This window comes from Pseudomonas sp. Pseu.R1 (assembly GCF_045764065.1).
In the GTDB taxonomy this organism is placed as follows: domain Bacteria; phylum Pseudomonadota; class Gammaproteobacteria; order Pseudomonadales; family Pseudomonadaceae; genus Aquipseudomonas.
In genome coordinates this window covers 2,228,619-2,248,931 of the sequence record NZ_JBJGEE020000001.1, presented here as the reverse complement: position 1 = coordinate 2,248,931, position 20,313 = coordinate 2,228,619, and the positions used below count along the sequence as shown (strand labels likewise).

General features: G+C 60.7%; 18 protein-coding genes. 10 read left to right on the top strand and 8 right to left on the bottom strand.

What is annotated here, in order from left to right; translation table 11 throughout:
- Positions 1-2: 2 nt before the first annotated feature.
- Entirely contained in the window at positions 3-827 is an 825-nt protein-coding gene (locus tag ACI5GA_RS10370; RefSeq protein WP_421422723.1) for a response regulator transcription factor, read from the bottom strand.
- Between the two features lie 149 nt (positions 828-976).
- Here ACI5GA_RS10370 and ACI5GA_RS10365 point away from each other — a divergent pair, with 149 nt between their 5' ends.
- The 4 genes from ACI5GA_RS10365 (at position 977) to ACI5GA_RS10350 (ending at position 4,881) form a co-directional block, all read left to right on the top strand.
- Positions 977-1,801 carry a carbon-nitrogen hydrolase family protein gene (locus ACI5GA_RS10365; protein WP_421422722.1) on the top strand — a complete coding sequence of 275 codons (825 nt, stop codon included), beginning with the start codon at positions 977-979 and terminating at the stop codon, positions 1,799-1,801.
- Positions 1,802-1,920: 119 nt separating this feature from the next.
- Positions 1,921-3,246, top strand: a complete 1,326-nt coding sequence (locus ACI5GA_RS10360; RefSeq protein WP_421422721.1) for an APC family permease — start codon at positions 1,921-1,923, stop codon at positions 3,244-3,246.
- 142 nt (positions 3,247-3,388) lie between these two features.
- Positions 3,389-4,480: a D-alanine--D-alanine ligase gene (gene ddlA, locus ACI5GA_RS10355; protein WP_404636091.1), complete on the top strand. Its 1,092-nt coding sequence runs from the start codon at positions 3,389-3,391 to the stop codon at positions 4,478-4,480.
- On the top strand, positions 4,477-4,881 hold the full coding sequence (locus tag ACI5GA_RS10350; RefSeq protein ID WP_404636093.1) for an NUDIX hydrolase: 405 nt from the start codon (positions 4,477-4,479) through the stop codon (positions 4,879-4,881). Before ddlA ends, ACI5GA_RS10350 begins: the two co-directional genes overlap by 4 nt.
- 174 nt (positions 4,882-5,055) lie before the next feature.
- Here the strand turns inward: ACI5GA_RS10350 and metR are convergent, their stop codons facing one another.
- Positions 5,056-5,973, bottom strand: a complete 918-nt coding sequence (metR, locus tag ACI5GA_RS10345) for a transcriptional regulator MetR (RefSeq protein WP_404636095.1) — start codon at positions 5,971-5,973, stop codon at positions 5,056-5,058.
- Positions 5,974-6,317: 344 nt separating this feature from the next.
- On the opposite strand from metR, the gene ACI5GA_RS10340 reads away from it, so the two are divergent.
- From ACI5GA_RS10340 to ACI5GA_RS10315, 6 genes are all read left to right on the top strand, one after another.
- Complete coding sequence (locus tag ACI5GA_RS10340) at positions 6,318-7,310, top strand: alpha/beta fold hydrolase (RefSeq protein ID WP_404636097.1); 993 nt, start codon at positions 6,318-6,320, stop codon at positions 7,308-7,310.
- A 200-nt stretch (positions 7,311-7,510) separates the two neighbouring features.
- On the top strand, positions 7,511-8,179 hold the full coding sequence (locus ACI5GA_RS10335; protein ID WP_421422720.1) for a DsbA family oxidoreductase: 669 nt from the start codon (positions 7,511-7,513) through the stop codon (positions 8,177-8,179).
- 170 nt (positions 8,180-8,349) lie between these two features.
- Complete coding sequence (locus ACI5GA_RS10330) at positions 8,350-9,063, top strand: GntR family transcriptional regulator (RefSeq protein ID WP_404636101.1); 714 nt, start codon at positions 8,350-8,352, stop codon at positions 9,061-9,063.
- On the top strand, positions 9,060-10,076 hold the full coding sequence (locus ACI5GA_RS10325; protein ID WP_404636103.1) for an ADP-ribosylglycohydrolase family protein: 1,017 nt from the start codon (positions 9,060-9,062) through the stop codon (positions 10,074-10,076). The genes ACI5GA_RS10330 and ACI5GA_RS10325 overlap by 4 nt, the downstream gene beginning before the upstream one ends.
- 167 nt (positions 10,077-10,243) lie before the next feature.
- Positions 10,244-11,713 carry a purine-cytosine permease family protein gene (locus ACI5GA_RS10320; RefSeq protein ID WP_421422719.1) on the top strand — a complete coding sequence of 490 codons (1,470 nt, stop codon included), beginning with the start codon at positions 10,244-10,246 and terminating at the stop codon, positions 11,711-11,713.
- The gene (locus ACI5GA_RS10315) at positions 11,703-12,623 is read left to right on the top strand and encodes a PfkB family carbohydrate kinase (RefSeq protein WP_421422718.1); all 921 of its coding nucleotides are present in this window, start codon (positions 11,703-11,705) and stop codon (positions 12,621-12,623) included. The genes ACI5GA_RS10320 and ACI5GA_RS10315 overlap by 11 nt, the downstream gene beginning before the upstream one ends.
- Before the next feature lie 176 nt (positions 12,624-12,799).
- On the opposite strand, the gene ACI5GA_RS10310 is transcribed toward ACI5GA_RS10315, so the two are convergent.
- From ACI5GA_RS10310 to ACI5GA_RS10285, 6 genes are read right to left on the bottom strand one after another with little or no spacing between them, the layout of a single operon-like run.
- Entirely contained in the window at positions 12,800-14,197 is a 1,398-nt protein-coding gene (locus tag ACI5GA_RS10310) for a sigma-54-dependent transcriptional regulator (protein WP_421422717.1), read from the bottom strand.
- Positions 14,194-15,963 (bottom strand): ATP-binding protein, encoded by a 1,770-nt coding sequence (locus ACI5GA_RS10305; RefSeq protein ID WP_421422716.1) that lies wholly within the window; start codon positions 15,961-15,963, stop codon positions 14,194-14,196. Before ACI5GA_RS10305 ends, ACI5GA_RS10310 begins: the two co-directional genes overlap by 4 nt.
- Positions 15,960-17,096, bottom strand: coding sequence for a GNAT family N-acetyltransferase (locus tag ACI5GA_RS10300; protein ID WP_421422715.1), 1,137 nt, complete (start codon positions 17,094-17,096; stop codon positions 15,960-15,962). The genes ACI5GA_RS10305 and ACI5GA_RS10300 overlap by 4 nt, the downstream gene beginning before the upstream one ends.
- Positions 17,097-17,099: 3 nt before the next feature.
- The gene (locus ACI5GA_RS10295; protein WP_421422714.1) at positions 17,100-18,020 is read right to left on the bottom strand and encodes an alpha/beta hydrolase; all 921 of its coding nucleotides are present in this window, start codon (positions 18,018-18,020) and stop codon (positions 17,100-17,102) included.
- Positions 18,017-19,411, bottom strand: coding sequence for an aspartate aminotransferase family protein (locus tag ACI5GA_RS10290; protein ID WP_404636116.1), 1,395 nt, complete (start codon positions 19,409-19,411; stop codon positions 18,017-18,019). Before ACI5GA_RS10290 ends, ACI5GA_RS10295 begins: the two co-directional genes overlap by 4 nt.
- Positions 19,404-20,102: an MtnX-like HAD-IB family phosphatase gene (locus tag ACI5GA_RS10285; RefSeq protein ID WP_421422713.1), complete on the bottom strand. Its 699-nt coding sequence runs from the start codon at positions 20,100-20,102 to the stop codon at positions 19,404-19,406. The genes ACI5GA_RS10290 and ACI5GA_RS10285 overlap by 8 nt, the downstream gene beginning before the upstream one ends.
- Positions 20,103-20,313: the final 211 nt, after the last annotated feature.

Below are 20,313 nucleotides of genomic sequence, written 5' to 3'. Positions count from 1 at the left end.
CTTCAAGCGCTCTGCGCCTGAAGGAAAATCGAGAACAGCTCGGACTGCGATTTGATCCCCAGTTTGCTGTAGATATGTTTCTTGTGTACGCGCACGGTCTCGGCAGAGATATCCAGTTTGCGCGCAATTTCCTTGCTGGAGCAGCCGCTGAGCATCAGGCGCCCGACGTCCAGTTCCCGCGCCGTCAACTGCGCCCCCCGGCTCTGTTGCACCGAGGCCTCTAGTTGCGTGCGCCAGTCGCTGGTCGGCAGTTGAGCGGCGGCCGGTCCTTGTTCGGTTTCGATCTCCGAGGCAGGTTCAGCCAGTTCGAAGGGTAGACGCTGACGCAGCAGCGCGAGCACCCACGGTTGAATCAGCGACAGCAAGGCGATCTGTTCGGTGTCGAAACGTTGGGTCGAGCCCAGCGAGAGGCAGAGCGTGCGGTCGTGATCGAGCTGGCAATTGAACTGGATTTCATCGGCCACCACATTCAGACGAAAGTATCGCTGGTAATACTCGGTCAGCTCGAAATGCTCAGGCGCCACTTCGGCCAGCCGGAACAGGCCGCTTTGCGAGCGCTCGCGGCTGGCGATGTAAAAGGGGTCCAGCAGGTACAGGCCTTTGAGGTAATCCTGAAACAACTGGTCGGGGCTGCCGTCCTCACCGGGGGATTCGGCGAAGACTTGGGGCCTCTGACCGGAGCTGAATTGCAGCACCACCCAGCTATCGAAAGAGACGTACTGATGAAGCAGGCGCACCAACTGAGCCCAGAAATTCGGACGGTCCAGCGCCTCGATCAACTGTGCGACCGAGCGGTGCCAGGCGATGTCCTGCAGTGCGATTGTCATGGATCTACCCCTATTGGGTTACTACAGCTGCGTAATACCCCGTAACACGTGCTGATGCGCATACTGCCCGTAGAGCCGAGGGGCAGGCCAGCATTTTGTGCCCGAACCGGCCTCGCGGCTTATGTTTCGAACATCTATAAGGAAAACCCATGAAGGTCGAATTCGCCCAATTGACGGGTCAGGACAATGGCACGCGCCATAACCTGAAACGCGCGCTGGACGCGATTGCAGCTTGCGCCGCTGATACCGCGCTGATCGTGTTCCCGGAAACGCACCTGATGGGCTTTCCTTCCAGTGACACCGTCGCCGAGATTTCCGAGCCGCTGGATGGCCCGACCGTTCAAGCCGTGCAGCAGGCCGCCTGCGCGCGCAATGTGTCGGTGGTCATCGGCATGGCCGAAAACGACAACGGACGTTTCTACAACACCACACTGTTGATCACCCCTGAAGGCATCGCGTTGCGCTATCGCAAGACCCACCTGTGGGCGTCTGACCGGGGCGTGTTCACACCGGGCGATCGCTATGCGACCTGTCTGTGGAACGGCCTGCGGGTCGGCATGTTGATCTGCTACGACATCGAATTCCCCGAGTCGGCCCGTGCCTTGGCGCAATTGGGTGCCGAGTTGCTGATCGTCACCAACGGCAACATGGACCCCTACGGCCCGACGCATCGCACCGCGATCATGGCCCGCGCCCAGGAAAACCAGGCGTTCGCGCTGATGGTCAACCGCGTGGGCGAAGGTGACGGCGGGCTGGTGTTCGCCGGGGGTAGCGCGCTGGTCGATCCGTTTGGCACCCTGTTGAAAGAGGCCGGGCGCGAAGAGTGCCAGTTCTCAGCCGAACTGGACCTGAGCCAGCTTCAGGCAGCCCGCCGCGACTATCGCTATCTGGACGACCAACGCCTGCGCCTGCCGGGCGAAGTGATCGAGCATGCCAATGGTGTGCGCGAACTGATGATTCCCCAAAACCAATAAATAGCTGCCTTCGCCGGGAGCCGTTACGACGAGCGCCCGGTGCTTCCAACTAAAAGAAACGCCTTTGTTCTGCCGAACTTTTCTCTGCCATAAAACCTATAAATTCGGAGTAGTCGCTCATGGCTCGTTTGCAACGCACCCTTTCATTAGGGGCGGTGGTGCTGTTTGGCATCGCCTATATGACCCCCATCATCGTGCTCGGGACATTCGGCATCCTCGCCCAGTCCACGGGCGGCATGGTGCCCGCTTCGTATCTGGCCGCTCTGGTGGCGATGTTCTTCACCGCGATGAGTTATGGCCGTATGGCGGCAGCGTTTCCGGTGGCAGGCTCGGCGTACAGCTACGTGCGCAAGGCGATCAGCCCCAAGCTGGGCTTCATTGCCGGTTGGGCGGTGCTGCTCGACTACCTGTTCCTGCCCATGGCGATCTGGCTGATCGGCGCGGCGTATCTGGGGTCGGCGTTTCCGTCGGTGCCGCAGCCAGTGTGGGTCTTGGCGTTTATCGTCATCACCAGTCTGATCAACATCGTCGGTCTGAAACTGGCCAATACGGTCAATGCGCTGCTGATGATCATCCAGTTCCTGGTGCTGGCAGCGTTCGTCGCGTTGTGCATTCACTACATCGGTGGTGATGCCAGCAAGCCGCTGTGGACCCTCACTCCGTTCCTCAATGGCGACATGCAAATGCCGTTGATCATGAGCGGCGCGGCCATCGCCTGTTATTCATTCCTGGGCTTCGATGCCGTCAGCACCCTGACTGAAGAGACCCGCGACCCGCGTGGGACCATTCCGAAAGCGATCATGTTGATCACCCTGATTGGCGGGCTGATCTTCGTCGGTGTGTCTTATTTCGTGCAGTTGGCCCACCCCTCGGCGCAATTCGAAAACGTCGACTCTGCCGCTTACGAAATCGCCCGTAACATCGGCGGCGACCTGTTCGTGACCATTTTCCTGATTGGCCTGATCGTCGGTCAGTTCGCTTCGGGGTTGTCGGCTCAGGCCAGTGGCTCGCGCTTGCTCTACGCGATGGGGCGTGACGGTGTGTTGCCGAAATCGTTCTTTGCAGGGCTGAGCGAGCGTTTCGGCACCCCGGTCAACAGCATTCTGCTGTGTGCGGTGGTGGCCTTGCTGGCGCTGAAACTGGACGTGACCACTTCGACATCCTTCATCAACTTCGGCGCCTTTCTGGCGTTCAGCCTGGTCAATCTGTCGGTGATCTTCCATTACTGGATTGCGGGCGAAAAACGCGGACCGCGTGAGCTGGTGCTGTTCCTGATCTGCCCGTTGATCGGTCTGGTGGCGGATGTGTGGCTGATGATCAGCCTGGACAAGCTGGCGATCATTCTGGGTGTGAGCTGGCTGGTGTTCGGTTGCGTCTATCTGGCGTGGCTCACCGGTGGGTTCCGCCGCCAGCCGCCGGAGATGGATTTTCAAGAGGCCACGTGATCCGACGATGCACCTCACCTGTAGGAGCGTGGGAAGTCCTGCGTATTTTGCGCTGCATTTCGTCAAGCAAAAGGGGCTGGGACTGGACTAACGGCGCAAATTGCTTTTAGCTCTGCGACCTGAAATCCAGGAGCATCCCCTTTTGAAAAAGTCAGTCGCCATCGTCTTCGGTGGGCAATCCTCCGAACATGAAGTGTCGTTGCAATCGGCGCGCAACGTGATCAATGCGATTGATCGCAACAACTATTACGTCACCTTGATCGGCATCGACAAACAAGGCCATTGGCTGCGTTTTGACGAGCGCGATTACCTGCAAAATGCGGACGACCCGGCGCATATCAAACTCAGCGACTCAGGCCGTCGGCTGTCGCTGATGCCGGGCGCGCAAGGCCCTCAGTTCGTCGAGGTGGAAACCGGTCTGGATGTGCCCCGCATCGACGTGGTGTTCCCGCTGATTCACGGCAGCACGGGCGAAGACGGCTCGCTGCAAGGCCTGTTGCGTCTGCTCGACATCCCGTGCGTCGGCCCGGACGTGCTGGGTTCGGCGGCGTGCATGGATAAGGACGTGACCAAGCGTCTGCTGCGCGACGCGGGCATCGCTGTCGCTCCGTTCGCCGTGCTGCACCGGGGCGAGTCAGTGGATTTCGTCAGCGTGTCGGCGCAATTGGGCCTGCCGCTGTTCGTCAAACCGGCCAGCCAGGGGTCGTCGGTGGGCGTGAGCAAAGTCACGGACGAAGCCAGCTATGCGGCTGCGCTGAAACTGGCGTTCGATTACGACAACAAAGTGTTGATCGAACAGGGCATCGTGGGCCGTGAAGTGGAATGCGCGGTGCTGGGTAACCATGAACCTCAAGTCAGCGTGTGCGGTGAAGTGGTCGCCAACGACGAGTTCTACGCCTACGACACCAAGTACCTGAACGATGGTCAGGCGCGCATTGCCATTCCGGCCGATCTGCCTGCTGACCTGAGTGACGAAGTCCGTGAAGTCGCGTTGCAAGCCTATCGCGTGCTGGGCTGCGCCGGGCTGTCTCGCGTGGACTTCTTCGTCACCGAGGCGCGGGAAATCATCATCAACGAGATCAACACCCTGCCAGGATTCACCTCCATCAGCATGTACCCAAAACTGTGGCAGGCCACCGGGGTGAGCTACCCGGACCTGATCGATCGCTTGATCGGTTTCGCGCTGGAGCGGGCGCAAGAGAACCGGGCATTGAAAACCGAGGTGGTGCTGTGAAGGTCATTCGTATTGCCGCAGCGCTGTTGATCGGCGCCGATGGTCGGACCCTGCTGGTGCGCAAGCGCGGCACTCAGGCGTTCATGCAGCCGGGGGGCAAGATCGATGCGGGTGAGTCGCCCGCCGAGGCCCTGGCCCGTGAGCTGAACGAAGAGTTGGGGCTGGTCGTCGCAGCCGAAAAGGCGCAATTTCTCGGCGAGTTTTCCGCGGTCGCGGCCAACGAGCCGGGTTTTGAGGTGAACTGCCAGTTGTACCGGCTGGACGTCGATCAGGCCGTGAACCCTGCGGCTGAGATCGAAGAAGTCGTGTGGGTCGACAGCGGCAACCTTGATCACCTGCACCTGGCGCCGCTGACTCGCGATTCGATCTTGCCGTTGTATCGGTCGCTTCAATCGGCCTGACGGACGATAACCCTGTGGTCGGTCGCGTCGCCTCGGCGCTGCGCTGCAAACACGGGACCTTGTGGGAGCGAATTCATTCGCGATGCGGTATTTCACGCGATGCATTTATGTCGAATGTACCGACGTCTCGCGAATGAATTCGCTCCCACAGTAAAGGCCGCGCGCGTCCCGACATCAACGCACCGCGCTCACCCCATCCAGCGTCGAAAACGACGTGTCCTTCGCCGTCAGCAGGAAGTCGCGCATGTAGGGTGCGTCCAGCATGTCGGTACGAACCGCCGCATACAGCGTTGCAAACAGTCCTTTTTCCCCCAGCCGCTTGGCCTTCACGTAACCCCGTGAGCTGTATTCATGCAGCGCCCAGTGCGGCATCCCACAGACGCCACGGCCACTGGCCACAAGCTGCATCATCATCACCGTCAACTCTGACGTACGCACTTGCGCAGGCTCGATATCCGCGGGTTCCAGAAAGCGCGTGAAGATGTCCAGCCGATCCCGTTCCACCGGGTAGGTGATCAGCGTTTCACTGGCCAGATCCTCCGGCACCACGAACGGCTTGCTCGCCAGTGGGTGTTGATTGGCAACGGCCAGCATGGCCTCGTAAGTGAATAACGGCACGTAGGTAATGCCTGGCAGATCCACCGGGTCGGACGTCACCACCAGATCCAGATCGCCTCGGGCCAGCGCGGGCAGCGGGGCGAAGGCAAAACCGGAGGCCAGGTCCAATTCCACCTCGGGCCAGGCGTCACGAAACTGGTCGATGGTCGGCATCAGCCATTGAAAGCAACTGTGGCATTCGATGGCCATGTGCAAGCGTCCGGCCACGCCTCCCGCCAGACGCGAGATATCACGTTCGGCATTACGCAGTTGAGGCAGCACCGAATCGGCCAATTGCAGCAGACGCAAACCCGCACTGGTGAAGCGCACCGGCTTGGTCTTGCGCACGAACAGCGGCACACCCATGCGCTCTTCCAATTCTTTGAACTGGTGGGACAGAGCGGACTGAGTCAAATGCAAACGGTCAGCGGCATCTACCAGGCTGTCAGCCTCGCGCAGCGCATGCAGGGTTTTCAGGTGACGAATCTCAAGCACCTTGGCGCTCCATGAATAAATTTTGTGACAACAACCGAGACGATGAGTTTGTCTCATGTAACGAGCGATGTCGACAAATGCCCCAGTTGTCAGTAGGGATACAGATCATCCCGTGGGAGTGAATTCATTCGCGATGAGTAGGTACAGCCGACAGATATGTATCGGATGTACCGACCCATCGCGAATGAACTCGCTTCCACAGTTGACCTTCATCAGATGCACCGACGTGCTTTGATCTACCGCTGAGCCGCCTTCATCAAAATGTCACGCAACTGTGGCAGCGCGCTTTAGAAAACTTCATCAGACTCGCGGCCTACTGGGGTTCTGCGTTTCGGTGTTTTTCCATGCGTTTCTTATTTTTTCTGGCTGCGCTCTTGTGCAGCTTGCCGTCTTTTGCGGCCGCTCGATGCGATGTCAACGTTCCCACCCAAGTGGCCGAACTCGATCAAGTGCACCTGGCGTATCAAAGTATCGGTCGAGATTCAGACCCGGCGCTGCTGCTGGTCATGGGGCTGGGCGGGCAACTGATTCATTGGCCGGACGAGGTCGTCGTTGCCCTGTGCCAGCAGGGTTTTCGGGTGATTCGTTATGACAACCGCGATGTTGGTTTGTCGACGTGGGTACAGGCACCTGCGACGGCCAACCTGACCTACGAAGTGCTGCGTTACAAAATCGGCCTGCCGGTGTCGGCACCGTATTCGTTGACCGACATGGCGCAGGACGCACTGGGCCTGATGGACGCCCTGCACGTTCAGAAATTCCATGTGCTGGGGGCCAGCATGGGCGGGATGATCGCGCAGCATCTGGCCGACATGGCGCCCAAGCGTGTCGAAAGTCTGACGTTGATCATGACCAGTTCTGGCGCACCGGGGCTGCCAATGCCAAGCCCCGCGCTGTTGCAGCTGTTGGCACGTCGAGGCGCTCCGGATCGTCAGACGGCGCTGGAGCAACAGGCCGATCTGCTAGCCGCGCTGGGCAGCCCGGAAGTCAAGGATGATCGGCAGAAACTGCTGCAACAGGCGGCGATTGCCTACGACCGGGCGTTCAATCCTGAAGGTGTCAAACGTCAGATTCTGGCGATCCTCGCCGAACCCAGTCGCGTAGAGCTGCTGAATCGCCTACGGGTGCCGACGCTGGTGGTGCACGGCACGGCAGACCCGTTGTTGCCGGTGATGCACGGCGTTCATGTGGCGGCGCACATTCAGGGCAGCCAGTTGAAGCTGATTCCGGGGCTGGCCCATCGTTTTCAGGAAGCATTCAAGGCGCCATTGCTGGCGGCGGTGTTGCCGTATTTGCGTGAGCATCGCGACGATGCCTCGCACATCGCCCAGCTATGAGGACTGTAGGAGCGTGGCTTGTCCCGAGAACGGCTGCGAAACAGTCGTAAAATCAGGCAACTCGGTTTGGCAGATACACCGCATGCTCTGGTTTTACGACGGGGTCCCCGTCGATCGCGGGCAAGCCACGCTCCTTCAAGTTTTGTGGCGCTGCGACATAGGCGTATCGTGCACCTTTCCCTCTTTTGCACGAGGCTGTCATGCCCACTCCGCTGAAAATCGATTTCATCTCCGACGTCTCCTGCCCCTGGTGCATCATCGGCCTGCGGGCGCTGGATCAGGCGTTGGAGCATCTGGGCGATGAAGTCCAGGCGCAGATTCACTTCCAGCCTTTCGAACTGAACCCGAACATGGGTTCGGACGGGCAGGAGATCTTCGAGCACATTGCCGAGAAATACGGCTCCACCCGCGAGCAGTATCAGGCCAACGCCGAAAACATCCGCCAGCGCGGCGCTGAGCTTGGCTTTGTGTTCAAACCGGGCGAACGGCGCATCTACAACACCTTCGATGCTCATCGCTTGCTGCATTGGGCTGAGCGTGAGGGCAAGCAACAGGCGCTGAAGGAGGCTCTGTTTACCGCCTATTTCAGTCAGCACGCTGATGTTTCTTCCCACAAAGTCTTGGCCGATGTTGCGCAGAAGGTCGGGCTGGATCGAGTGCGCGCTGAAGCCGTTCTTGCGTCTGACCAATTCACCAGCGAGGTGCGAGAGCTTGAGCAGCTTTGGGTTTCCCGAGGTGTGAGTTCGGTTCCGACCATCGTATTCAATGACCAGTACGCCGTGTCTGGCGGCCAGCCGGTGGACGTGTTCGTGGAGGCCATTCGTCAGATCGTCAGTGAGCAGTCGAGCATCGTTAACCCCGAGCGGTGATGAGCTACGCTGACGGACGCCATCGCGAGCAAGCTCACACCTACAGGGTTTTTAAGCCTTGCCATCGGAGTGAGATTGCTCGCAATGCGATGTAACAGACGTAACAAATTTTCGGTTGAGATTTAAAAATAACTTGATCCCATCAACCCTTTTCGGATATCAATTTGTACATGATTAGACAGGTTCGGTTTGACAAGAAAAAACGCGTGGTCGACGAACTCGCGCGACGCATAGAAACCGGTCAAATGGGCTCCGGCGAGCTGTTGCCAGGTGAAAACCTGCTAGCTCAGGAATTTAACGTCAGCCGCGGCACCTTGCGTGAGGCGCTGTCCGAGTTGAAGCGTCGCAACTACATCGCGACGCAGACGGGCGTTGGTTCGATCGTCACCTACGACGGCATTTCGCTGGATCAGCGCGCCGGTTGGGCACAGGCGCTGGCCGATACAGGCGCCAGAGTCAGCACGGAAGTCTTGCGCCTGGTCGCGGTGCAGCGACCGGATCTGGAAAGCCGGTTCGGCACGGCAGCGTTTATCGCGCTGGACCGCCGTCGCACGGCAGCCGATGGCAACGTGGTGTCGCTGGAGCGCGTGTTGATTCCTGCCGTTGACGGCCTGGAAAACCTGCCTCGCGATGGCCTGATCGACGACTCGCTGACCGTGACCATGGCCGCCCATGGCTATGTCGGTGATCGCGGTGACCAGTGGATTGGCGCCGAGCCGCTGGGCAATGACGACGCCGCGTTGATGTTGCGTGAACCGGGCACGGTATTTCTCAAGGCGATCCGAACCACGTTCGACCGCCGCGAGCGTTTCATGGAGCACGTGGAAAGCCTTCTGGACCCCGTGCATTTTCGTCTGCATCTGGCATTTGGATCGAGTACATGACTGCATTGATCGACATTCGCGACCGCGCTCAGGCCGCTTTCTACGGCCTGGCTTTAGGCGACGCGTTGGGCATGCCCACGCAGTCGCTCAGTCGCGAACAGATCAAGCAGCGTTTCGACCGTATCACCACGCTGACCGCCGCCGATGCCGACCAGCCGATCGCGCCCAACATGGCGGCCGGGTCGATCACCGATGACACCGAACAGGCCGTACTGGTCGCCGAATTGCTGGTGGCCGGGGGCGGGCGCATCGACCCGTCCGACTTGGCGCAAACGTTGATCGACTGGGAAGTGGTGATGCAGGCCAAGGGGTCGCAAGACCTGCTTGGCCCGTCAACCAAGCGTGCAATCGAGATGATTCTGGCGGGCCATAGCCCTGAAGAGGCCGGGCGATTCGGTACGACCAACGGCGCGGCGATGCGCATTACCCCGGTGGGCATTGCGGCAGATGTCATCGACGAAGCCTCGTTCGTTGAGTCGGTCGTGCAGGCCTGTCAGGTGACCCACAACACGACACTGGGTATTTCCAGCGCGGCGGCGGTGGCGGCGGTGGTCTCGGCGGGGATCAACGGTGTCGCGCTGAGTACGGCACTGGACATCGGCGCCCGTGTCGCGTTGATCGCCGAGCGTCACGGTCACTGGATCGCAGGAGGGCGTATTGCGGCCCGTATCGGCTGGGCTCGGCAACTCTGCGCCGACGCGACCACCGAGCAATTGCCTGATTTGATCTATGACGTGATCGGCACGTCGGTGGCCTCGCAGGAATCGGTGATTGCCGCGTTCGCGCTGGCGCACCACGTCGCTTCAGGTCAACTGGCCGCGTTCGATGCGTTGTGCATGGCGGCCAGCCTGGGCGGCGACACTGACACCATCGCGGCGATTCTTGGCGCCATGCTGGGTGCGTGTCAGGGCATGGCGGCCTGGCCGCAGGCAATGATCGAAAAGGTCAAGGCCGCGAACAACCTCGATCTGTCCCCTCTGGTCGAGCATTTGCTGTCCCTGCGCGCGGTCTGACCGACGCCGGAAAACTGATTTGAATAAGACACACATCGCCCTGTCATCCGGCGGCGATTCGGGGGCGGCTTGCTCGTTGATCGTGAGCGGCTACCCTCGTCCGACACGGAAGTCCTTTGCTTTACGTACTGCCCACAACCAGAACAAATGGCAACAGGAGCATTCACATGACGTCATCCAACGCCAGTCAGGGCGCAGGACAGCTTGAAACACGCGGCATCGAGCCGGTTCCGGAAAACGAATGCAACGGCCACCCGCTGCAACTGTTCTGGGTCTGGTTTGCGGCCAACATCAGTATTCTCGGTCTTCCCCTTGGTGCGACGCTGGTAGCGTTTCGCGGGTTGTCCATCGGTCAGGCCATCATCGTGGCGATTCTCGGTGCCGCGGGTTCGTTTGCCGTGGTCGGGGTGATTTCCATTGCCGGTCGTCGTGGTCGTGCACCCAGTCTGACCCTGTCCCGTGCCATTTTCGGGGTGCGCGGCAACATCGGTCCTACGATTGTTTCGCTGATGTCCCGTTTGGGCTGGGAAACGGTCAACACCACCACCGCAGCGTTCGTCCTGCTGTCGCTGTGCTCGATCCTGTTCGGCACGGCGGTCGAGGCGAAAAACTCACCGGGCCTGACGCTGCTGTTCATCGCCATTTTCGTGCTGATGACCCTCACCGTTTCCGGGCTGGGCCATGCGACGCTGCTGGTTATCCAGAAATGGGCGACCTACATCTTCGGCGCGCTGAACATTGTGGTCGGCGGCTTCCTCATCGCGCACATCAATTGGGCGGCCGTATTCAACGCTACGCCAGCACCGATGAGCGCAATGATCATTGGTGTGGGCACCATGGCGGCGGGCACCGGTATCGGCTGGGCCAACGCGGGTGCGGACATGTCGCGCTATCAACACGGCAGCGTCAAAGCCACGCGCCTGGTTGCCTCGGCGGCGTTTGGCGCCGGTATCCCGCTGGTGTTGCTGATCACCCTCGGCGGCCTGTTGTCGGTGGGTAACGATCACCTGGCCTCGGCCACTGACCCGATCATCGCGATTCGCGAGTTGCTGCCAACCTGGATGGCCGTGCCGTACCTCATCACGGCGTTCGGTGGCCTGTTGCTGTCGAACAACCTGTCGGTGTATTCGGCGGGCCTGACCACGCTGACCCTGGGTTTGAAGATCAAGCGCGTGCACGCGGTAATCGTCGACATCGTGGCGATCTTCGTCGGTTCGATCTATTTCATGCTCATCGCTGACAGTTTCTACGGCCCGTTCATTACGTTCATCTCGATGCTGGCAGTGCCGATCACCGCATGGGTCGGGATCTTCGTGGTCGACCTGATTCATCGCCACGTGTACTCGGCCAAGGACTTGATGGACGTGTCGCCTTCCAGCGCTTATTGGTACAGCGGCGGTGTGGAGTGGCGTGCGGTCGGTGCGTGGGCGGTGGCGATCGTGCTCGGCTTCAGTTTCACCACCGTGGCCACGACGCCGGAAAACGTGCTGTTCAAAGGCTTCCTGTCCGACTCCTGGCTCGGCCACAACGGTCTGGGCTGGATCGTGACGTTCATCGTCGCCGGTGGTCTGTATGCGCTTCTTGGCGGTTCCCGCGACCGCCGCGTCGTCTCCCATGAGGCTGCACATGCCCGCTAGATTGCTCTACACCGGCCAGGTCGTGGTCGACCTGGTCATGGCCCTCGATCAGTTGCCCCGTTCGGGAGGCGATGTGCTCGCCCGTTCGGCAGCGTTCGAGACCGGGGGTGGTTTCAATGTCATGGCCGCTGCGTGCCGAAATGGTTTACAGACAGTGTATCTGGGCCGCCACGGCAAAGGGCGTTTTGGCGACCTCGCACGTCAGGCCATGGCGGTTGAGGGCATCGAAGTCGCCACGGTTGCGTCGGCCGATCAGGACACGGGATTGTCGGTGGCCCTGATCGAGCCGTCGGCCGAGCGTTCGTTCATCTCCTACGTGGGGGCTGAGGGCGGGTGGTCTGCCTCGGACTTGAACAGCCTGGTCGTGCATCCGAACGATTTTGTGTTTGTCAGCGGCTACAGCCTGTTGCACAAAAACAAAGTCTCGACGCTGTTGAGCTGGCTGGATGATTTGCCGAGTGGTGCGAGTGTGGTGTTCGACCCGGGTCCGCTGGTGAATTCGCCCGAGGGTGAAGAGATGCAGGCGGTGCTGCCGTTGATTGGTGTGTGGACCAGCAACTGCGAAGAAGCCCTGCGATTTACCGGCTGCGAGGCGATTGTCGACGCGTTGGAACAACTGGCGCGGTGGCTGAACGATAACGCGCTGATTGTCGTGCGTGATGGCCCGAATGGTTGTTGGATTCGGCAGGGCAGCGAGGCGCAGCATGTGCGTGGATTCCCGGTCACGGCCATCGACACCAACGGTGCGGGTGATGCCCATGCCGGTGTGTTGCTGGCCGGGTTGGCGGCGGGGCTAAGCCCCCACGAAGCGGCTTTGCGCGCTAACGCGGCAGCGGCGATTGCCGTCACCCGCTGGGGGCCTGCGACCGCGCCGTTGGCCGCCGAAGTCGACCAGTTGATCAACGCCTAACCCTGTAGGAGCGCGCTTGCCCGCGATCTGGCGCGCGGCGGCAGTAAACCTTGTGCGCGCGGAGGGCCTGACACAACGCGGTTGTCCGGTTTTACTGCTGCTGCGCAGCAGATCGCGGGCAGGCCTCGCTCCTACGCCCTGCGGGCAGAATCAAACGCTGACTGCGCGGGTCCAGCTCATCGCACAATCTTGTCCACATGAATCTCCAGCTTTTTCAGTCGATACCACAGGCTGCGCTCTGAAATCCCGATGCGCTGCGCGGCAGCGGCCTGGACGCCGTTCGACTCGTGCAGGGCGGCGAGGATGTAGGCTTTTTCAACCTCCGCCAGTGCAGCATCCAGGTCGCTGGGGATGCCGGGTCCGTCGCTGAGGATGCTGGCGGTGGAGCTCTCCAATGGCTTTGCGCCAAACAGGTACGCGGGCAAATCCGACTCTTCGATGGTCTGCGACGAGGCGACGATAGTCGCGCGCTCGACGCAATTCTGCAGCTCGCGAATGTTACCTGGCCACGGGTAATTGGCCATGGCCAACAAGGCCTCGGGGCTGAAGCCTGTGATGCGTTTACCCGCCGTCGCACCCAGCACATGGGCGAAATGACGGGCGAGGGCGGGAATGTCTTCCACCCGCTCGCGCAAGGCGGGCAGCGGAATCGGGAACACGTTGAGGCGGTAATACAAGTCTTCGCGAAACTCCTTGCGCGCCACCGCTTCCAGCAACCCCTTGTTGGTGGCGGCGATCACCCGCACGTCGACCTTGCGCTCACGCGGATCACCTACCGGCTCGATCACCCGTTCCTGCAACGCGCGCAAGATCTTGGCCTGTAACGCCAGCGGCATGTCGCCCACTTCATCAAGAAACAGCGTGCCCTTGTCCGCTTGCTGGAAGCGCCCGATACGGTCCGACACCGCGCCAGTGAACGCGCCTTTCTTGTGGCCGAACATCTCGCTTTCCAGTAGCCCTTCGGGAATCGCTGCGCAGTTCACCGCCACGAACGGCTTGTCCGCGCGGTTGCCGTGTTTGTGGATGGCTCGGGCGACCATCTCTTTGCCGGTGCCGCTTTCGCCGGTCAGCAGGATGGTCGCGCTGCTTTCTCGCACCGAGTCCACTGCCTGCAACACTTTCCGGAACGCGGGGCTTTCGCCCACCAGACTCTCGATCTGCTGATGCTCATCCAGCTCGGCGCGCAGGCGTTGGTTGTCCCGCAGGATGTCGCGAAACTGCAAAGCCTTGTGCACGGTGATGTCCAGTTCGTCGATGTCGAACGGCTTGCTGATGTAGTCATAGGCGCCGTTGCGCATTGACTGTACAGCGTTCTTCACTGTGCTGTAGGCGGTCATGACGATGACGGGCAGTTGCGGGAAACGCTGTTTGATTTCCGCCAGCAACTGCGGACCGTCCATGCCGGGCATGCGCCAGTCGCTGATCACCAGGTCGATTTCTTCGCGCTCCAGCACGGTCAGCGCGTGCAGCCCGTTCCCGGCGGTGAACACCTGAATGCCGTTCTGGCTCAAAGCCGAGGCCAGCAGGTCGCAGAGCTTGGGTTCATCGTCGACCACCAGCACATTGTGGCTCATGCCTGTTCTCCTTCGTCGGCGGGCAGGTACAGGTTGAACGTGGCGCCAGCGCCGTGTTCGCTGATGCACTCTACACGACCGTCGTGGTTCTCCATGATCGAAAACACTTTCGCCAACCCCAGCCCGGTGCCTGACGCTTTGGTCGTCACGAATGGATTGAAGATGCGCTGAATCACTTCCGGGTCCACACCTTGTCCGGTGTCGGTCACGCTGATGCGGGTGATCGGGCGCTCGCTATCTCCGGTTTCGCGAGCGATGGCCAGTGTCAAGCGCCCACCTTCCGGCATGGCATCAATGGCATTGAGGATGAGGTTCAGACAGGCCTGAGTCAGCTGCCGCGCGTCGGCGTATACCGTGGCGCCCACGGACTGTTCGTCAATGGCGGCTTCGATGTTGTGGGTGGCCAGTTCCGGTCCGCAGAAACCCAGTACGTCCTCCAACAAAGCACGCGCCGATTGCGTCGCGCGAATCGGTGCGCTGGGCTTGGCGAAATCGAGGAATTCGGTGATCAGGTCATTGATTCGCGTCACCTCGGAAATCACGTACTCCAGATGGCGCATGTCCGCTTCCGGCAGGCTGGCGCGGCGATGCAGCAATTGCGTGGCGGTTTTGATGATGCCCAGTGGATTACGGATTTCATGGGCCAGCCCCATCGCCACTTCGCCCAGCGTGTGCAGCTGATCGCGTCGGCGCAGTTGCGCTTCCAGATGCTGCAATTCGCGCAGGCGTTCGGTCATGTGGTTGAAGGTTACGCTCAACTCGGCCAGTTCGTCGCTGCCAATGACCTCGACCTGCTGGTGGTAGTCTCCCGCCGTCACGGCTTTTACGCCTTCGCGCAGGCCTCGCAACGGGCGGGTCAGGTGTTGGGAGACCAGAGAACCCACGCCCAGCGACAACGCCGAACCCACCAGGAAAATGGCCAGAAACAGGTTGGTCTGATTCACCAGCCCCACCAGCGACGAGTGCCGCAGCAGGCCGCTGAAAATCACCCCTTGCAGCTCGCCGTTATCGTTGAGTATCGGCGAATACAAACCGCTGTAGCGTGCGGTGGACTGCTCGCTGGACGCCTTGGTCGTACGCAAAATCTCCTCGATGCGCGCCGGCACCAGCGGAGGATGATCTTCGAAGCGCTGGGTGGAAAAAATCTCGCCGAAGCCGTTGCTGTTGCGCAGGTAGAGGCGCAGGTCCAGCGAATGCACATCCGCCACGCTGGTCAGGAAACTGCTGTCCAGATAGGTCGCGATCACCAGCTCGTAATCGACCCCGCCCTCAACGGTATGAAAGGTCGAAACCACCGTGCCCACGGCGCTGCCACCTTCGTGGATGGTTTGCAGCACGGCCTTGGGGGCCAGACTGATTTGACTGACGATGTCGTCGGCAGCGGTGGAGAATATGACCTTGTGATCGTCGCTGCGGATCAACGCCACCACGTCGATCCCCATGGCGTCAGCGACGTCGGCAATCAGCTTGTCGCGCTTGGCACCGTTTTCGGCATTCGGCCGGGCGTAGGCCTGGAACAACTGCGCCACCCGCGCGTTGTTGTGCATGATTTCGGTGGTTTCGTCGATGACGATCTGGGTCGATTCCTGTAGCCAGATGCGCACGTTGCTATCGAAAATCTGCGACAGCGTCGAGGCCGCCAGTTCGGCGGCGATCATGGTCGGAACCACGCTGACCAGCCAGAACGCCAGCACCAGTTTGCGCTGCACACTCCAGCGCACGAGGGAGAACAGTGAGCGGGCAGAACGTTCGGGAAACTCAGTCATCGAGGGTCGCTTAGTGGTGATAGCGCCGCCGCCAGGGCGGGATCGGATCGGTCGGGGCGGATGATTTGTCTGATCAGCCTGAGCAATGTATTCAGCAACCGGTTACGGTGGCGAAAGAACAGCTGGTTGGGCGCGAAACGGCAACCGAAGCGAATCTTGCTGGCGTAGCCCGCTTGACCGGCTTCGTACACGGGAATGCGATGGTCGATGCAGTACTCGACATTGGCCAGCCAACTGCGTGCATAGAGGTTGTACTCCCGAGTGCGATTTGGGTCATGGGCGAAAATCTTGTCGATCAGGCGATGCTCGTCCAGCAGCATCAGATTGAACGCCACCAGCCGCTCGTCGATCCAGTACAGCACGCATACCGCGCGCTCGCCGAGCTGGTCGAGCAGGCCGGTGAAGTAGCCAGGACCGAGCCGTTCGAATTGTAGATCACTGCGTGCCAGCGTCGCTTCGTAGAGTTGCATGATCTCGGGCAGTACGTCGTCGATCTGTCGCCGCCACTCGATGCGTGGCGCAGGGCCGCGCAGGGTTCGCCGCAGGTCCTTGCGGGTGGATTTGCCCAGTGAACCCAGGTAGGCGTCCAACGACGGGTATGGGACGGCCAGCAAGGCGCTGGGCAGGCCGGGCATGTTTTGCAGTCCGGCCAGGCTACACGTCTCGGCCCACAGAGGCTCGTCGGTGGGCGCATCCTTCACGGCCAACAGGCCGATGCCCAGATCGTCGGCATCCTGTTGCGCCCGCTGCAACAGACGGTTGAACACCTCCTGGCGCAACGGTCCACTGACGTGGCGAGCAGTTCCCGCGTTGCAGCGTTCCGCGACGGGCGAGCCAACGGCGTACATGCGCAGATCGAACACCCCCGGCCACACCCGGTTGATGTGTTCCGTCACCCGTTTGCCCACGCCCTGAATCGTCGTGTCGAGGCGATAGCAGGTGACGAACGCCGGGACCACCCCCAACAACGTCGGACCGTCGAACACCGCCAGATAGCGCCACGTGAAGCCTTCGACGCCGGCCTGTTCGACTGCCCAGTAAAAATCCCAGTCTTCCAGTTGGTCGGGAAAGCATTCGTTCCAGGCCTCGCGATCAATGGACCGGATGCTGGAAAAGGCGTGGGTGCTGATCATGGTTCAGGCCAGTTGAGGGTGATCGTCGATACCCGGTAGGTCATTGAACAGCGCAGCGTCTGTCGCCGCTTCGACCGGTAAACCGGCTTGCACGCGTGTCTCGATGAACGACGCGCTCAAGTCGATGACCTGCCGATATTCCAGGTCCACGGTGATCATGTGGTAGCAGTTGTCGAGCAGCACCTTGACCACCGGCCCGCCCAGATGGCGCTGCACATAATCGGCGTTCCATCGGCTGGTGATGTCGTCCTCCAGCGAGTGCAGCACCAGCGCAGGGGTGTTGACGTGGGGCATGTTCCGTTTGACCACGGCGATCAGCCGATGCAGTTCGCGCACGCTGATGCCGGACATGGTCAACAGCCCGGCGTTGCTGCTTTCGCCTTCCTTCATCTGCTTTTCGACGATGGCGCGCAAGCGTGGGTTCTTGATGCCGTAAGGCGACTTTTCGTTGAAGCGGCACACATGCACGCCGAACGGCACCATCATGTAAATGTGCGTGAACTTGGCCACGAACGGCATGTTCCAGCCGTCGTAGCGCAAGGTCGTGGAATACAGCAACAGCCCGGCAATTTCACCGGGGTGTTGTGCGGCCATGTGCATCGACATGACCGCGCCCATGGACAGGCCGCCGACGAACACCTCACGGTGGCGTTGACGCACACCGACGAAGGTACGACGGGCGCTTTCGTACCAGTCGGTCCAGCGGGTGCGTTGCAAGTCGTCGTTGTTGCCGCAGTGCCCGGCCAGGGTTGGCACGTACACCGTGCAGCCCCGGTCCGCAAGGCCTTGGGCCACCCGACGCAACTCCGTCGGGGTGCCGGTCAGGCCGTGGATCAGCAACACGCCCACGTCGCCGCTGCCGAGAATGAACCCGGCATCGCCTTCGCCCATGTCGATCGCGATGTGCGAGGGCGTCTGGCTCATCGTTGCATGGCCCGGTGCAGCAGACGGTCGAGCAGGGCGATGCCCAGATCGATCTCGTGGTAGCTGATTTCCAGCGAGGGCGCGAGGGTGATCACGTTCTTGTAGTAACCGCCCACGTCGAGCACCAGACCCAGGCGTTTGCCGTCGATCTCGATGTCGCCTTTCATGCCTTCCTCGACCATGAAATCCAGCGTGGCCTTGTCCGGGGTGAAGCCGTCCGGTTGGCAGATCTCTGCCCGCAGCGCCAGCCCCAGACCGTCGACATCACCGATGATCGGGTAGCGCTTTTGCAGGTCGCGCAGGCCTTCGAGGAAGTATTTGCCCTTGTTCATGACCATCGCGCCGTAGTCGGTTTCCGAGGTCATCTTGAACATTTCCAGACCCACCGCCGTGCCCAGCGGGTTGGAGGCGAAGGTGGAGTGGGTCGAGCCCGGCGGGAAGATTTTCGGGTTGATCAGCTCTTCACGGGCCCAGATGCCGCCCAGCGGATTGAGGCCGTTGGTCAGTGCTTTACCGAAGACAATCACGTCGGGTTTGACGTCGAAGTGCTCGATCGACCACAGCTTGCCGGTACGGTAAAAGCCCATCTGGATTTCATCGACCACCAGCAGGATGCCGTGTTGATCGAGCACGTGCTTGAGTTCGCTGTAGAAGTTCATCGGCGGAATCACGTAGCCGCCCGTGCCTTGAATCGGCTCGACATAAAACGCGGCGTATTCGCTTTGACTGACTTTCGGGTCCCACACGCCGTTGTATTCGGTCTCGAACAAGCGGGCGAATTGTTGCACGCAGTGGCTGCCGTACTCCTCTTTGGTCATGCCTTTCGGGCCGCGGAAGTGATACGGGAACGGGATGAATTGCGCGCGCTCACCGAAGTGACCGTAGCGGCGGCGATAGCGGTAGCTGGAGGTGATCGACGATGCGCCGAGAGTGCGACCGTGGTAGCCGCCTTCGAAGGCGAACATCAGGCTCTTGCCGTTGCTGGCGTTGCGCACCACTTTGAGCGAGTCCTCAATGGACTGCGAACCGCCGACGTTGAAGTGCACGCGACCGTCCAGACCGAACTTGTTCCTGGCGTCCACGGCGATGGTTTCCGCCAGCTCGATCTTGCCCTTGTGCAGGTACTGGCTGGCGATTTGCGGCAGGGTGTCGATCTGCTGTTTCAGCGCATTATTCAGGCGTGGGTTGGCGTAGCCGAAGTTCACCGCCGAGTACCACATTTGCAGGTCGAGGTAGGCCTGATCGCTGGTGTCGTAGACGTACGAGCCTTCGCAGCGGCTGAAAATGCGCGGTGGTTCGATGTAATGAACGGTGTCGCCATACGAGCAGTATTTGGCTTCTTTTTCCAGAAGGATCTGGTCTTCGGCGGTGGCGATGCGGATATCAGACATGGTGGAAGCGTTCCTGGGATTCGGTAGGGAGGTGTACGGCCGGCGCGGGCAGGTTGTGAGGCAGCAGGGCCACCAGCGCGGGGAGTTCAGCGAAAGAGTTGAAGCGGGCGTGGGGGATGCCGTTGGCGGCGCAGTACTCGGCCAGACGGCCCTTGGCAAAAACGAAATCAGCGGTGCTGGCCACGCACATGTCGGACTTGCCGTCGCCGATCACCAACACACGTTTGTCGTTGGGCGTGGATTTGCATTTGCAGTTGCCCGACGCGGCGCGGCAGGCATCGCTGGCGTGAGGGAAGACGATGCGCCAGCTGTTCTGGTCCACTTGACGCAGGCCGTTGGCGATGATCGGCAACAGCGGCAGTTGATGACGGGCGAGGATGCGAGCAATGCCTTGTTCCAGGCCGTCGCTGACGATGTCCAGCGTGGCGCCCAAGGCCAGTACGTGCTCGACGAACGCGGGGAAGTCCGGGTCGATGGTCACGCTGTCGAAGTACGCCAGCAGTTGCGCGGGGAATGCCTTGACCAATGACAGTTGGCGGCTGAGGCATTCACGCGAGCCAATGCGACCACTGAGCCATTCATCTTCGATGTCTGCCCAGCTCGGGTGAGCGAAGCGTTCGAGGATGTTGTCGATCACGTCCGTCGGGGTGATCGTCCCGTCGAAGTCACACACGATATGCCAATGCATCATCTGCGTTTGCCTGTCTTGTCCAGAGAGTGAGCAGGGCGAACGGGTCGCCGTATTGCTCGTGAGAGGGCAAGAGCAGGGACTGTGCCAAGGGACTGAGAGCCCGGCTCACTGGGGCTTTGAAGGTGGAGGGGCGGGTCAGGAGGCGCGTGAAGCTACAATTTTTGTAGCTCGCTACAAACAACATCAGTGCTTGCACGGGGCGCAGGCTTTG